We start from the raw sequence: 14,697 nt of genomic DNA, 5'->3' as shown, positions 1-14,697 counted from the left end.
GCGTCAGGACGGTGCCGGCCAGCAGGGCCAGGGCGGGTGCGGCGACCAGGAGTGGGTCGATGCCCAGGTCTCCCTCGCGGTCACCGCTGATCGCCCCACCGCCAAGGGAGCCGGTCTGCCGGTCCAACTGCCAGTAGGCGACCGCCGCGACGGCCAGCAGCCCCACGTCCGCACCGGCACGAACAGGAGCGGGCAGCGTGCCGCCGCGGCCGCGCCGCAGCCGCAGCGCGCCGGACGTCGCGGCCAGCGCGGGTGCCACGACAGCCGCCGCGCAGCACACCGCGACCCCCGCGGCCACCAGCCACACCTGCGCCGTCGGGGCCTCGCCGAGCCGCAGTCCGCTCTTGGCGAGCGTGGAGTGCTCGGCCAGCAGACGGGTCAACGGCCCCGACAGCAGCGGCGCGCAGAGCGCCGCCGGCAGGGCGAGGAGCAGGGCCTCGACGGCGGCGAGCGAGATGATGCGCCGGCGTGACGCGCCGCGGGCGCGCAGCAGGTCGGTCTCGCCGGTCCGCTCCGAACTGAGCAGCCGGGCCACCAGCAGCAGCGCGTACGCGGCGAGCAGTACCAGCTGCACGGCGACGATCATCAGGGTGGAGCGGGCGACCAGCAGGGCCCGCTCGCTCTGGGCCAGCACGGTCGGCAGGGAGGTGCCCACCGTCGCGCCGGACGCGAACGCCGGGTCCTTGCTCAGCGACTTGGGGCCGCTCGTCGCCGTGGCGCGCAGCGCGGCGATGCGGTCGGTGGTGACGGTGCTGAAGTCGGCGGTGGCCAGCCACGCAGCGTCTCCGACGGCGACACGGTCGGAGGCGAGGACCGAGGGGTGGGCGAGGAGCGGGCCGTACGTGGTGAAGACCAGGGACCGCACACCACGGCCGCCGAGGCTGTCGAGCTGCCAGTACGGATCGTCGCCGTCCGCCGGCCGGTAGAGACCGGTCAGCCGGACGGTGACCGGTTTGTCGGAGAGCCGGTCGGTGAGGGTGAGGCGTGCGCCGGGCTTCAGGCCCAGGTGCTTCGCGGCGACTTCCGGCAGGGCGACCGGCACGGCCCCGGCGCCGGCGGGGCCCGGGCGGGTACCGGACACCATCGTGACCCGGCTCTCGTCGAGAGCGGCGAAGTGGGTGAGGTCGGGCTCCCCCTTGCGTGCCTCCGGGTCCTGGAGGGACCGCGGGAGGGCGTACGTCCCCGAGCGCTCGAGCCTGTGCACCGTCACGGGCAGCCCGTCGAAGGACCGCTCTGCCCCTCGGACGACGGCCTCCTCCGCCGCCTCGCGGCGCTCCGGCGGGATCTTGGCGGTGACGGTCAGCGCCGCGGCGGCCGCGTCCCGCCCGCCCAGGGTCTGCCGCAGCGCGGCGTCCCCGACGGAACCGGAGAAGGCGGCGAGCGAGGCGAGCACACAGGTGGTGAGCAGAACCGCCAGGAGTGCCGCGGCAAGCAGCAGCCGGTGCGCCCTGACGCGCAGTAGTACGAACCCCGTCACCCGTCCCCACCCCACAGCGTTTACCTGGCGGCGCCCCGACGCCACCGTCCATGGATGCTGTCAGAGCACACGGGTCCGTGGAAACCGCTTGCACCACGACCTTCACCTGATCGTGACCGTTATCCGGCGACGGAGCACCGGATTCCGTTGGGGTGCCGCGACGTGGGAGGACCGGCGGGACGGCCCGAGTGCGAGGCCCGGCCCGGTGAAGGGACCGCCGGGGAAGCGGGTCAGTCCGGGGTGTTCACCATCGAGGCGGCGGCGTACGTCAGGTAGTCCCACAGCTGCCGCTCGTGGTCCTCGGCAAGGCCCAGCTCGTCCAGCGCCGTGCGCATGTGCTTGAGCCAGGCGTCGTGGGCCGCCCTGTCGACCGTGAACGGCACATGGCGCATCCGCAGGCGGGGGTGGCCGCGGTTGTCGCTGTAGGTGCGGGGCCCGCCCCAGTACTGGATCAGGAAGAGCGTCAGCCGCTCCTCCGCCGGTCCGAGGTCCTCCTCCGGGTACATCGGCCGCAGCAACGGGTCCTCGGCAACGCCCTCGTAGAAGCGGTGCACGAGGCGCCGGAAGGTCTCCTCGCCGCCGACCTGCTCGTAGAAGGTCTGCTCCTGAAGCGTCCCGCGCCGAATCTCATTCACGCCCCCATGCTCTCAGACCGACCCGCCCAGGGCCGAGGCCCTTGGGATCTCTGAGGCTCCAGGCAGCGCCCGGCATGGAGGCTCGCCTCATGTGCATCTACGCAGCAAAGTGAACATATGGGTCAGAACGGGGATCGATTCGCCGAGGCCGCCACCGAGGCGAGGCGGGCGATGGTGCGCGAGATCGTGGCCGACGGAGGGCTGACCGATCCGGCCTGGCGGGCGGCGTTCGACGAGGTGCCGCGGCACCTGTTCGTGCCGTACTACTTCACGCCCCGGGGCGGAGCGTGGGAACGCCTGTGGCGCGAGGACCCCGACCCCGGCCGGCGCGCCCGCTGGCTGCTCGGTGCCTACACGGACGAGCCGCTGGCCACCCGCCTGCGCGACGGGGAACTGCTGTCGTCGAGCAGCCAGCCCTCCCTCATGGCCCTGATGCTGGACGCGCTCCAGGTCACCGACGGGAACCGGGTCCTCGAGATCGGGGCGGGCACCGGCTACAACGCCGCGCTGCTGGCGCACCGGCTGGGCGACGCCGCCGTGACGACCATGGACATCGATCCGGAGGTCACCGAGGCCGCCCGCGCACACCTGTCGGCCGCCGGGTACCGCCCCGCGGTCGTCACCGGCGACGGCGCCCGCGGCTGCCCGGAGCGCGCCCCGTTCGACCGCGTCATCGCCACCTGCACCCTGGCGGCGGTGCCCTACGCCTGGCCCGCCCAGTGCAGCGACGGCGCACGGATCGTGGCGCCGCTGTCCACCGGGATCATCGCCCTGCGGGTCCGTCACGACGCGGGCGGCCGGACGGCGGAGGGCCGCTTCCTGCGAACATCGGCGTACTTCGTGCCGCTGCGGGGCACGGCCGTGCCCGAGGAACCGGAGACCGGCGGACTGTCCGGGAGCGCGGTCGAGAACGACCTGTTCCGCTTCATGCTGAGTCTGACCGCGGGGAGCCTCGACCCGGAAGAGGCGCTCGCCCTGTGGTACGGGGAGCGCCGCCCGGATCGCAGCCGCTTCGGGGTCACCGTCGGCGACGGCCGGCAGTGGGCCTGGCTGGACGATCCCGAGGGGCCCTACGTCTGGCCCCTCGGGCCGTCCGGCGACTGAACGCGCCCGCCGCGCCGCCTCCCGTCCCGCTGCCCGCTCCCGTGCCGCGGGTTGAACGCTCGCGCCCGGCGCCACGTATTCATGGCTGTCGGCAGGATCGCCGTCCGGCGCGGTGAGGCTCCCCGGCGGGGTCGCTCAGCCGCGGCGGACGGTGATTGTCGTCCAGGCGCCGACGTGCACCCGGTCGCCGTCGTTCAGCGGGATCGGGACGTACGGCTGGATCGGGTCCTCGGCGCCGTTGAGCGTGGTGCCGTTGGTCGAGTTCTGGTCGACCACCGCCCAGGAACCGTCCGGCTGTTGCACCAGCACCGCGTGCTGGTGCGAGACGCCCGGGTCCTCCGGAGGCACCGACAGGTCGATGTCCGGCGACTCGCCCGTCGACTGCCGGCGGCGGCCGATGGTGATCTGGCTCCCGGTGAGCGGCAGGTGCTGCTCGGGGGAGTAGGCCGGCAGGTTGAGACCGGTGGCCTCCGGGCCGCTGCGCTGCATCATCGCCATGAAGTACTCACGGTCCGGGCCGACGACCGCCGTCCAGCCCGCCGGGGCGGCCTGATGCTGCGGAGGCTGCTGCTGACCCGGGTGCATGCCGCCCTGCATGCCGGGGCCCTGCTGGTGCTGCGGCGGCATGGACTGGTGCGGGAACGGCGGCGGCCCCTGATGCTGCTGACCCTGATGTCCCTGTGGCCCTTGCGGGCCCTGGTGCCCCGGCGGGGGCGGGGGCGACTGGGTCCGGGAGGGCGGTGGCAGCATCCAGTCGTCGCCGCCGGTCTGCTGGGGCTGCGGCGGCGCGGGCGGACCGGGCTGCTGCTGCTGGAACGCCGGTGGAGCGGGCGGTCCGGGCTGCTGCTGGAACCCGGGCGGCGCCGGGGGACCGGGCTGCTGCTGGAAAGGAGACGGCGGGGGCGGCGGACCGCCCTGCTGCTGGTACGCCCCCGGCTGCTGCCGCTGCTGGTGCTGCGGCGGTTGCTGGTGCGGCGGCTGCTGCTGGTGGTGGCCGGGTGACTCCTGCCCCAGCGGCTCGGCCGGCCGGTTCATCTGCGAGGGGCGCGAGCCCTGGTACTCGAACGGGTCACGCTGCTGCTGCGGGGGCGGCGGCGGGGGCCCGTGCTGCGCGGGCGGCCCGGGGGGACCCGGCTGCGACTGGAAACCGGGCGGGAGGTTCAGGCCACCCTGCTGCTGCGGCGGCGGTGCCACGGGCGTGTAGGACGTCGCCGTGTGCGTCAGGAAGTTGTAGCGGCACTCCTCGCAGAACGGGGCCATGGCCTCGCGCGGGGTGCGGCACTGCGGGCAGAGCTCCGCCTGGGCCGTGGCGTTCGGATCGGCCGGGCCGGGATAGCCGTAGCCGGGCGGCGGCGGTGGAGGCGGCGGTACGGCACCCGCGGGAGCACCGGGAGGAGCCATGCGGTGGCCGCAGACCTCGCACCAGTCGTCGGAACCCGACTGGTGTCCGTTCGGGCAGGTCGGCATGTCGGCGCGTCCCCCTCTCCTCATCCGGCCCGAGGGCCGTTCACTCGTGTTCGTACGTGCTACTTCTTGACGCGAACCGTCTTCGTGGAGCGCGTTTCGAGTGTCATCTCGTCCGCGTCCGCGACCTTCGCCTTCAGTCGCACAGTACCTGTCGCCGCGTCGACGACGTCCACCACCTTCGAAAGCAGCTTCGCGGTGTCCTCGTTTCCGGAATGCGCAGCGAGCTGCACGGCGCGCCCCAGTTTCGCGGTCGCCCCGCCGAAATCACCCGCCTTGCGGGCCTCGAGTCCCTGCTGGATGACCTGTGCCAGTTCCGCCTGGCCGGTGTAGTGCGCCACCTGCGGATTGATCGACGTGGACGCTGCCATGTCGTCCGTCCAGACGGCCCGCACGAGCCCGTGCGACAGCACGGCGGGAGAACCGCCGTCGGCGGCCGGGACGATCAGCGAGACCCGCGTCGCCAGCATCTCCTGGCCGATCGCGGCTTCCGGCACCTGCACACATATGTGGTAGTCGCGGGACTCGTCCCCCCATGATCCGGTCGGGTAGTCGCCCGCGCGGGGGCCGGCCTCCGTGCGCCGCCCGGTGAGGTCCTCCACGGTCGGAGCGACCTGCTTCACGAACTTGATCTCCACGCCGACCGGCGTCCAGAGCCGCAGCGCCACGTCCGCGACCTCCTTGCCCATCGCGTTCTCCATCATGCTGGTGAAGTCCGCGGCGAGGCCGCCGGGGTCGGCGACGATGTCGGCCGTGCCGAGGAGCGCCGACGCGATGCCGGTGACCTCCTTGACCTCCCAGTCCGTGCCGACCCCCCGGGCGTCGCAGGTGAAGCGGCCCGCGCAGGCGTCCAGGGCTGCCCGCAGGTCCTCCGGCGATTCGTGCTCGTTGCGTCCGTCGGTGAGCAGGATGCCGTGCCGTATCGCCACGTCGGAGGAGGACAGCAGGCGGTCGGCCAGCCGCAGCCAGGTGCCGATCGCGGTGCCGCCGCCGGCCGTGAGGGTCCGCAGCGCGTCCTTGGCCTGTGCGCGGGTGGCCGGGTCGGCGACGGCCCGCCCCCCCCCCTCGCCCCGCCCGCGGCCGCCCGCGCCGCCGACGCCCAGCCCCCCACCGCCCGGATAGACCTCGAGCGCCTTGTGCGTGCCGGCGACCACCGCGAAGGCGACGCCGTCACGGAGTGTGTCGACGGCCGCGGCCGTCGCCTCCCGTGCGTTGCGCAGCTTCGTCGCCGGGTACTCCATCGAGCCGGAGCAGTCCACCATGATCACGACACCGGCGGCGGGCACCTGGTCCGGCACGGCGGCAGCGGAGGCGGACGCTCCGCGCAACGGGGCGCCCCCGGTGGTGCCGCCCCCGGTCGAGGTGACCGTGACGATCGCGTTGACCTCTCGGCCGCCCTCGGGAAGGTATTCGTTCTGGTACACGTCCACCGAGAACTGAGGCACCTGGGACTTGGAGAAAACAGCCATCTGATCGGCTCCTTGTGGGCTCCGCACGGCGCTGCGCCTGCTGCGGCGGAGCGGCAGCACGGGCGGCGGGTCGTTCGAAGGCGGCAGGGACAGCGGACGGTTGCGGGTGGTGGTGGCGGCCGCCGGGCGGCGGAGGCCGGCCGGGGGCCGCCGGCGGGGCGACGGCCGCGAAGGGGTCGTATCAGGCCATGTCCTGAGCCGATCCTGCCCCTTGGCGCGGTACGGCGAACGGCAGGACCGCCACCGTTACGTTGTCGTGGCCGCCGCCGTCGAGGGCGTGACCGACGAGCATCTGGGCGCTGTGCAGCGGACGTTCCGCCGCGTCCACGGGGACGGCTCGGGCCATGTCCTCCGCGCCCTCCGCGTAGTTCCACAGGCCGTCGGTGCAGACCACGACCACGCCGGAACGGTCCGGCTTGAACGCGGCGGTATGCGGCTCGAGTTCGTAGGCGTCGGCGCCGAGCCAGCCCGTGATCGCGTGGGCGCGCTCGTCCGCGTAGGCCTCCGCCTCGTTCATCAGGCCGGCCGCCACCATCTGCGCCGCCCAGGAGTCGTCCTCGGTGAGCCGGGCAGGCGGCCCCGAACGGTCGTCGGGGACCCAGTAGGCGCGGCTGTCACCGACCCAGCCGACGACCAGCAGGCCGGCGGCGGCCACGGCTCCGACGATCGTGCAGGCGGGCGCGTTCTGGTGGCGGTGCTCCTCGCCCGGGGCGTGTTCGGGCTGCCCGGCCAGGGAGTTGACCGCCTCGGAGGCCGCCACGATCGCCTCGTGCATGGCCTGCTGCGGATGCGTGCCCAGAGGCAGCGCGGCCAGCAGCCGCTCGTTGGCGGCGCTCGCGGCGGCGGCCGACGCCTCGTCGGGGCGGGTCGCGGACGAGACACCGTCGCAGACGACCGCGACGACGGCCGGTGAACCGTCCGGCAGGGCGGTGGCGGAGACGGCGAACGAGTCCTCGTTGCGGTGGTGCCGCAGGCCCCGGTCGCTGACCGCGGCGACCGGACCGAGCTCCTGCTCCATGTGGTCGCGCTCGCGGGGCTGGGCGTGGCCGCAGTTCTCGCAGTAACCGTCGGTGTCGACCCGGCCGGCCCGGCAGGCCACGCAGAGCTTGGCGCCGGACGGTGCGGCGGCTGCCGGCGGCGCGGCCGGCGCCCGGGGGTCGGGTGCGGCGAGCTCGAAGTCGCCGGACGGCGGGTCGTCGAACCGCACACCGGAGGCGGGCTGCCCCGCACCGGCGACCGGGTCCGCAGCGCCCGCGCCGGGCGCGGCGGAACCGTGGCCGTGGGCGGTCCCGCTGCCGGGACGCTCATGGCCGTGGTCCCCGGCGCCCGCACCGGGTTCGGCGTGGGCGTGCGAGGGTGCGGGCGAGCCGGGTCCACCGGCGTCCGTGCCGTGCGCGGACCGCGACGGTACGGGGGCGCCCGGCACGCCGGTGCCCCGTGCGGCTGCCGCTTCGGCGGCAGGGTCGCCCGGCGCGCCCTGCGGCGGCAGTTCGCCGCCGTCGGAGTCCGTGCCAGGCACGTCCGCGGCGCGCTGCGTCGGCGTCGGGGTGCCCATCGTGTCGGTGCCGGTGGCCGCCGGCCATTCGACGGGCGTGCCGATGGCCACGGTGGGGCGGTCCTTCGGCACCGCGGACACGGCCGACAGGTCGTAGCCGCACGCTCCGCAGAACCGGTCACCCGGCTCCAGAGGTTCGTCGCAGCCGGGGCAGGTCGATCCGGCAGCCGGCCGGTGCTTCTGCGCCATCAATCACACCCACGTCCGGGGGCGGTAGCGGTTCGCCCGCTCCACCAGCTCTATCCGCTCCTCGCCGCGCTGGGCGAGCCGGGCGAGCACCCGGTAGGAGCGTTCCAGCCCGAAGCGCAGACCGCGTTCGTCCAGCGTGCTGCCGAGCAGTGCGCTCGGTGCGTGCGGAACGGACGGCCCGCTTCCGGGACTTCCGGAGAGTACCCAGTCCAGCGCCGTGCCGAGTACCTCTGTGGACAACCGCTCGCGCCGTACGGCGTCCAGACCGAAGCCCGCGAGGGCGGCGACCTGCGAGGCAGCCGCCGACAGGTCCTCCAGCAGCGGTTCGTGCACGGCGCGCCGACGGATTCTCGCCCGTACGGCGGCCACCCGTGCGGCCGTGTAGTGGATCGATGCCTCCGGCACCGACTCCAGCGTCCGTACGGCTCCGGTGCGGTCGCCCGCCGCGAGTTGGACCCTGGCCAGCCCGAACGCCGCGCTCACATGGCTCGGGTCGGTCGTCCACACGAGACGGTAGTACTCCGCCGCGTTGTCCAGCTGGCCGAGCACCTCCGCGCACAGTCCGAGGGCCAGCTTGGGCGCCGGCTCGCCGGGGAACGCGTCGTAGACCGCGTCGAAGGACAGCGCGGCGGCCTGGTGGTCGCCGGTGACCAGGGAGGTGACGCCCCGGTACCAGACCACCCGCCAGTCGTCGGGCTGCTGCTGCTCCATGGTGGTGAGCGCCGTCGTCGCGGCCGTCAGGTCGCCCATCTCGAGACGGGCACGCAGTTCACGCAGCCGCGTCTCCGGCGAAGCGGCCGCCGCCGTGTGCAGTGCGGCGATCAATTCGGCGGGAGCGGAGGCCATCAGCCCGGCCAGGAAACCCGCGTTCGGGTCGTTCGGGTCGACGCGGGGCACCGGGAGCGCCAGCGAGGCCGCCCTCGTGTCCAGCACGGCGAGCTGCGGGGCGAGGTCCGTGCCGGGCGGCGCCAGGCCCGCGGGTGCCGCGCCCGGCAGCGGCCCGCCGGGCTCACGAGGTGCCGGAACCGCGGCGTACGAGGCAGGCGCGGGGGCATGGCCCGCGGCGGACGGCAGTTGCGCGGGCGCCCCGGCCGCGGCCGCCGCCGCTCTCCTGCCGCGCTTGGCGTCGCGCGCGCCCAGCCGGGACACGTCCTCGGTCTGCTCCGCGAACAACTCCGTGTCCGTCACGCGCAGTTCCGGGCCGAACAGCGTCGACACGGCCGGGCGGGGGCGGCCCGTCTGCATCGCGACGACCTCCCTGAGCACCCCCGTCAGCTGCTCGGCCATCTCCTGCGCAGAGGCGAACCGCCGCCCCGGGTCCGGGTCCGTGGCCCGCACCAGCAGCCGGTAGAAGGACTCGTACGTCCGGAAGACCTCGATGTTGTCCGGGTCCGGCAGGCAGTCCACGAACACGTTCGTGTAGCCCTGGAAGTCGAAGGTCAGCACGGCCAGCGTCCGCGCCACCGTGTGCAGGTCGGAGGCCACCGACGGGCCGACCTCCGCGACCTCCGGCGCCTGGTAGCCGACGGTGCCGTAGATGGCGGACTCGTCGTCGTCCATCCGGCGGACCGCGCCCATGTCGATCAGCTTGAGCTGGTCCTGCTGCTGGATCGCGTTGTCGACCTTGAAGTCGCAGTACAGGAGGTTTCTGCTGTGCAGGTGCCCGAGCGCCTCCAGCGCCTCGATGCCGTACGCGCACGCCTGCTCCACCGGCAGCGGGTCGCGCCGGCCGTCAGGGCCGCGCCGCTCGTTGGCGATCTCCTTGAGGGACTTGCCGCCCACGTACTCCATGACGATGTAACCGTCGAGGGAGCCGGTGCGCTGGTCGAGGTGCTCGACGAAGTTGTAGATCCGGACGATGTTGGAGTGCTCGATCTCGGCGAGGAAGCGCCGCTCCGAGATCGCGGCCGCCATGGCGTCCTGGTCGCCGGTGTCGAGCAGGCCCTTGAGCACCACCCACCGGTCCGACACGGCCCGGTCCACGGCCAGGTACACCCATCCGAGGCCGCCGTGCGCGAGGCAGCCAACGACCTCGTACTGGCCGTGCACGATGTCGCCGCCGGTCAGCTTCGGCACGAACGAGTACGGGTGGCCGCACTTGGTGCAGAAGCCCTCGGTACGTCCCGGCCGGTCGCCACGGGCTCGTCCGACGGGTGCTCCGCAGTCGGAACGCGAGCAGAACCGCTTGCGCTCCGGCACCTCCGGGTTCGCCATGACGGCGCCGCGCGGGTCGGGCCGCGGGACGTCCGGCACGGACACCAGCCCCGCACCCAGCCGGTTGCGCGCGGACGAGGCCGCCGACGCTCCGGAGCTGCGGACGGAGACCGACCGCGCGGAGGGCTGCCCGCTCAGGGAAAGCGACAGCCGTCCCGAGACCGACCGGCGCGACGACGACGAGCGTGAGGACGCACGGGAGGAACGGGAACTGCTGCGCGCCGAAGAGGAGTCCCGGCCGCCGCCGGCGATGCCGGTGGCCGGCGAGGACACCATGCCGGTGGGCGACACGACCGGGGCCAGCCCGCAGGTGTCGCAGTACAGCTCGCCGCCGCCCATGTCCTCGTACGAGCCCGCGCAACCGGGGCGCTGGCAGTTGTCGTTCCCGCTCATGAATCCCCCCTGCGGTCGGTGGGCCCCGACTCCGGTCCGTCCTGTCGCTGCGCCAGGGCCTCCGCCGCCGCGTGCTGGTAACGCAGAACCGCCTGCTCCGCGGCGCGCAGATCGCACGGCGCGCTCCACAGCATCCGGCGCGCCGCGTCGTACCGCTCGATGAGCATCGGGTCCTCGGCCGAGCCCTGCCGTGCGACCTTCGCCTTGTACGCGTCGAGACGGCCGCGCAGCTCGGCCCGCACCGCGAGCGGCGCCGTGACGGCGGTCAACGACTCGCGGGCACGCATCAGTTCCTCCTCGGCCTCGCGCTCCAGCGACTCGAGCAGCGGCGAGAGACGGTGCCAGCGGGCGTGCCTGCGGTGCTCTGCGGCCGTGGCCAGGCGCTCCTGGAGCGCGGTCGGCGGGCCGCTGACCGCGGGCACCTCGGACGCGGCGATCTTCGCCAGCACCTCGCCGCGCGCCGCCCGTGCCTCGGTCAGCGTCCGGTCGGCGCGGGAGAGCACGTCGCGCAGCCGCATCAGCCGCTCCTCCGAGTCCTGCCGGACCTGGAGCACCGCTTCGATCTCACGGCGCACGTCCTCGAGGGCGCGGGCCGCCCGGTCGTAGCGGTCGGTGTCGGGCCTGCCGCCACCGGGTGCCGCGCTGCCCGGCCCGGGCCGCCAGAAGGCGAGCGGGTCGGACACCACCTGGGCGCGCAGTATGGACAGCTCCTCGGTGATGGCCTCCAGTTCGTCGCCGGAGGGGTGCTCCCCGGGCCGCACGCCGACGGAGTGAGCGAGTGAACGGGTGCGCCGCAGTTCCGCGGAGAGCAGGTCGATACGGGCGGGCAGCGCCGACCAGACAGCGTCGGCGGTCACCACCACGTCCAGCGACGCCGCGTAGAGGTCGTTCATCCTGGCGACGAGCTCCTCGAGGGTGAACTCCTCGGACAGCCTGGCCGGTCCGGTGATCCCGGGGGCGGTGTGGGCGGCCTGGCTCGCCACGGTGACGCTGCGGCCGCGCAGCCGCTCGGTCAGTTCCGCGAGGTCCTCGCGACTGGACCAGCGCCTGCGGGCACGGAGCTCACGGATGCCGTTCAGCGCGGCGGTGTAGGCGTCGAAGTAGCCCCAGAGCAAGGTGATCTGCTGCTCGGCGGTCGCCCAGCGGTCCTTGGTCACACCCGTCAGCTCCGCGCCTTCGAGCAGCCTGCGGCCCGCGTGGTCCTGCAACGCCAGCAGCGAGGTCTCCACCGCCTCGTGCTCGGCGCCGAGCCGTGCCAGAGCACGGTCCACCTCGTCCCGGTCCATCACCGGCCCGTGCGGTCGCCCCGCAGGGCCGGGGAAGGGTTCCGCGACGCCCATCGATCACCTCTCCGTTCTTGCCCGCTGCCTGTGGTGCGTTCGTTCCTGCAGTGCTGTCGCGCCGGCCGCGCCCGCGCTCCGCTGGGCCTACCCGGCCCGGTACTTGGGCTGCGGCGGCCCTGCGATTCCCGGCAGGTCGGCCGCGAGCCACTTGTCGTACGCCTTCTTCCAGGCGCCCTTGCGGTACTCGACCAGGACCTGGTTCACCCGGCGCACGAGGTCGTCGTTGCCGAGCTTGGTGGCCACTCCGTAGTACTCGGTGGTGAAGGGGGCGTCGCCCTTGAGCTCGACGGCCGGGTCCTGGGCCGCCTGGCCGGCCGCCAGGGCGTTGTCCGTGACGATCGCGTCGACCAGGCCCTGCTGGAGCCTGACCAGGCAGTCCAGCTGGTTGGGCACCGTGTAGAGGTCCTCGTCCTCGGGCTGCCCGTCGTGCTTGTCCTTGAACGTCGCGCCGAAGCTGTTGCGCTCCATCGCCTCGTATGCGGTCGAACCCTCCGCGGAGCAGACCCGCTTGCCCGTCAGTGACTTGTCGTAGCCGGTGATCGACGAGCTCTTGGACGCCAGCACCTGCTGGCCGGCCTGGAAGTAGGCGGTGGAGAACGCGACCTGCTTGATACGGCTGCAGCTGATGGTCATCGTGCGCACCACGATGTCCACGGTGCCGTTCTCCAGGGCGGCGATGCGCTGGTTGGTGGGTATGGCGCGGAAGATGACGGCGTCCGGGCTGCCGACGATGTCGTCGGCGATGGCACGGGCGAGATCGATGTCGAAGCCTTCGAGTCCGCCGCCGACCGGGTTGCGGTAGCCCCAGCGGTAGCTGTTCTGGTCGACGCCGACGATCAGCTTGCCCCGCTCCTTGATCGCGTCGATCGTGGGGCCGCCGGCACCCGACGGGGTGAGCGAGGCCTCGGGGTCCTCGCAGGTGTCGTCCTTCACGGGCAGGGTGGATGCCACGCCCTGGCCGGTGCCGGGCGTCAGGGCCTCACCACCGTGGGACAGCGGCAGCAGGGTGACGGCGGCGGTCAGCGCGCAGGCGGCCGCCATTCCCGCGACGCCGCCCCAGCCGCGCAGAGTGCGCCGGCGTCCCGGGCGTGCTTCCGAGTCCGTCATCGCTCCCCCTCTCACCGGTACTCCGAAAGCCTGCGGTTGATGCCGAGCACGGCCCCGGCCGCGCCGAGGACGCCGAGCACGGCCGCCCCGAGGGGCAGGCCCGACAGCGCGCCTCGTGCGTCCTTCGCCGCTGCCGTGAACTCGCGCTGCTCGTGCGCCAGCGCCTTCTCCAATGCCGCGTCCACCTTGTCGAAGGACTCGCCCGTGGAACCCTTGGCGCCGATGACCTTGCGGACCACGCCGTCGTAGTCGCCGGCCCGGTCGGTCCTGGTGACGTCCTTGTGGCGCTCCTGCCACTCGGACACGGCCGTGACCGCGGCGTCGACCGGGCCGCGGCCCTCACTGTCGTCGGCCAGACGCTGGGCCAGGTGCAGCTGTTCGCCGAGCCGGTTCATGCCGGCGGCGTAGTCCGTCTCGTACTTGTCGCTCTTGCCGTCATCGGTGAGCACGGCGCCCCGTGCCACCACTGTCAGGTTCTCGTTGGCGCGGGCCATCAGGGAGTTGATCCGCGCGTCGCCCAGCACCTTGAGGGACTGCTGGCCGTGCCGGTCGGCGTCGGCCAGCTGGGTGCGCGTCACGGTGTGCCCCACCGCGAGCCACAGCAGCAGCACCGTGGACGCCGCCGTGGCGACGAGCAGGCCGTGGTTGAACACGCGGTTCGTACGGCGGTAGTTGCGCCGCTGCGCCCACAGCAGGGCTCCGATCGCCACCACACCGGCCGCCGTGGACAGCACGGGCCAGAACCGGGCGTCGTCGTCGTCCTGCTGGAGCCGCGCCGTCTCCGCGTCGTACAGCTTCTGGGCGGCGGGCAGCAGGTCCCGTGACATCTGCTCGTTGGCGAAGCGGAGATACGCGCCGCCCAGCGGCCGGCCCAGCCGGTTGTTGGCCCGGGCGGTCTCGATCAGGGCCGTGTAGCGCGGCAGCCCCTCGTTCAGCTCGGCTATCTGCTGCCCGGACTCGCTGGAACTGCCGGCGTTCGTCGCGGCCTTGACGAGCAGGCGGGAGGCGAGCGCGATGTCCCTGTCGTACCGCTCGGCCACCTCACGCGGCTCCTCGGCGCCGGCCAGGAAGCCGCTGGAGGCCGCCGTGTCCGCGTCGGCGAGCGAGCGGTAGATCGAGGCGGCGTCGGCGGTGAGCGGCTGACTGCGGGTCACCACGTCGTCCGCGGCGGTGGCGCGCGAGGAGATCTCGAAAACCGTCACCGCGCCGAACGCCACGACCAGCGCTGCCAGTACGGCTCCGATGATCTGAAGCCGCCCCGGCTCCGTCGTCGCCGCGGCCCGCAGCCGCCGGCGGCCCTCCGCCCAGGCACTGCTCCCCGCCGGCCCGGCGGGCGCCTGCGCGGGCGGGAGTACGGGCGCATGGGCCGGAGCCGACTGAGGCGCTGTGCGCACATTCGGCGGGTGTGTCACGTGACCTCCCCCTTGGTCGCTGACGTCGGCCCGCTCCCCGGCGGTCCCTGGGACTACTCCCGGCCAGCAGTATGGCCGCAGGGGACCGCCTCACACCACAATTGACCCGATCTTGGTACCGGCGTGGACGCCGGACCCCCCGTCAGCGTGACCTCCCCCGATGAAGTCCCCACCATGAATACGCTCCCCGGCCTTGATCGGTTCCCTCCCGCCGCCGCCAGAAGGGCACATGAGGCACTGCCCGCGCGCCCCGGCACATGAGGCACCGCCCGCGCACCGCTCCCCACGAAGCGCGTCCGCCCCGGCACACCGAGCGCCGCCCGCACCCTGGCGGG

At 73.7% G+C, this 14,697-nt stretch carries 10 protein-coding genes; 1 reads left to right on the top strand and 9 read right to left on the bottom strand.

The window, feature by feature from the left end; genetic code table 11:
* Together ACWGH4_RS17095 and ACWGH4_RS17090 are read right to left on the bottom strand one after the other, a co-directional pair.
* Positions 1-1,477: FtsX-like permease family protein (locus ACWGH4_RS17095; RefSeq protein ID WP_453461247.1), on the bottom strand; the 1,477-nt coding region annotated here is incomplete at its 3' end.
* A gap of 230 nt (positions 1,478-1,707) precedes the next feature.
* The gene (locus tag ACWGH4_RS17090; protein ID WP_441263047.1) at positions 1,708-2,112 is read right to left on the bottom strand and encodes a globin; all 405 of its coding nucleotides are present in this window, start codon (positions 2,110-2,112) and stop codon (positions 1,708-1,710) included.
* A 117-nt stretch (positions 2,113-2,229) separates the two neighbouring features.
* On the opposite strand from ACWGH4_RS17090, the gene ACWGH4_RS17085 reads away from it, so the two are divergent.
* Positions 2,230-3,216, top strand: coding sequence for a methyltransferase domain-containing protein (locus ACWGH4_RS17085; protein WP_453461244.1), 987 nt, complete (start codon positions 2,230-2,232; stop codon positions 3,214-3,216).
* Between the two features lie 135 nt (positions 3,217-3,351).
* On the opposite strand, the gene ACWGH4_RS17080 is transcribed toward ACWGH4_RS17085, so the two are convergent.
* The 7 genes from ACWGH4_RS17080 to ACWGH4_RS17050 all read right to left on the bottom strand — a co-directional run bounded on the left by ACWGH4_RS17080 (position 3,352) and on the right by ACWGH4_RS17050 (position 14,362).
* Entirely contained in the window at positions 3,352-4,683 is a 1,332-nt protein-coding gene (locus ACWGH4_RS17080) for an FHA domain-containing protein (RefSeq protein ID WP_453461241.1), read from the bottom strand.
* A gap of 59 nt (positions 4,684-4,742) precedes the next feature.
* Positions 4,743-6,149 (bottom strand): vWA domain-containing protein, encoded by a 1,407-nt coding sequence (locus ACWGH4_RS17075; RefSeq protein WP_453461238.1) that lies wholly within the window; start codon positions 6,147-6,149, stop codon positions 4,743-4,745.
* A 181-nt stretch (positions 6,150-6,330) separates the two neighbouring features.
* On the bottom strand, positions 6,331-7,893 hold the full coding sequence (locus tag ACWGH4_RS17070; RefSeq protein ID WP_453461235.1) for a PP2C family serine/threonine-protein phosphatase: 1,563 nt from the start codon (positions 7,891-7,893) through the stop codon (positions 6,331-6,333).
* 3 nt (positions 7,894-7,896) lie between these two features.
* Positions 7,897-10,500 (bottom strand): tetratricopeptide repeat protein, encoded by a 2,604-nt coding sequence (locus tag ACWGH4_RS17065; protein ID WP_453461232.1) that lies wholly within the window; start codon positions 10,498-10,500, stop codon positions 7,897-7,899.
* Entirely contained in the window at positions 10,497-11,840 is a 1,344-nt protein-coding gene (locus ACWGH4_RS17060; protein WP_453461229.1) for a hypothetical protein, read from the bottom strand. Before ACWGH4_RS17060 ends, ACWGH4_RS17065 begins: the two co-directional genes overlap by 4 nt.
* A gap of 87 nt (positions 11,841-11,927) precedes the next feature.
* A complete protein-coding gene (locus tag ACWGH4_RS17055) occupies positions 11,928-12,950 on the bottom strand; it encodes a glutamate ABC transporter substrate-binding protein (RefSeq protein ID WP_453461226.1) in 1,023 nt (340 codons plus the stop codon).
* Positions 12,951-12,961: 11 nt separating this feature from the next.
* Positions 12,962-14,362, bottom strand: a complete 1,401-nt coding sequence (locus ACWGH4_RS17050; RefSeq protein ID WP_453461223.1) for a hypothetical protein — start codon at positions 14,360-14,362, stop codon at positions 12,962-12,964.
* Between the last annotated feature and the right edge of the window lie 335 nt (positions 14,363-14,697).

Source organism: Streptomyces sp. NPDC054847, from assembly GCF_053610925.1.
Note: the sequence above shows the minus strand (reverse complement) of the source record. Positions and strands in the feature narration are given on the sequence as shown.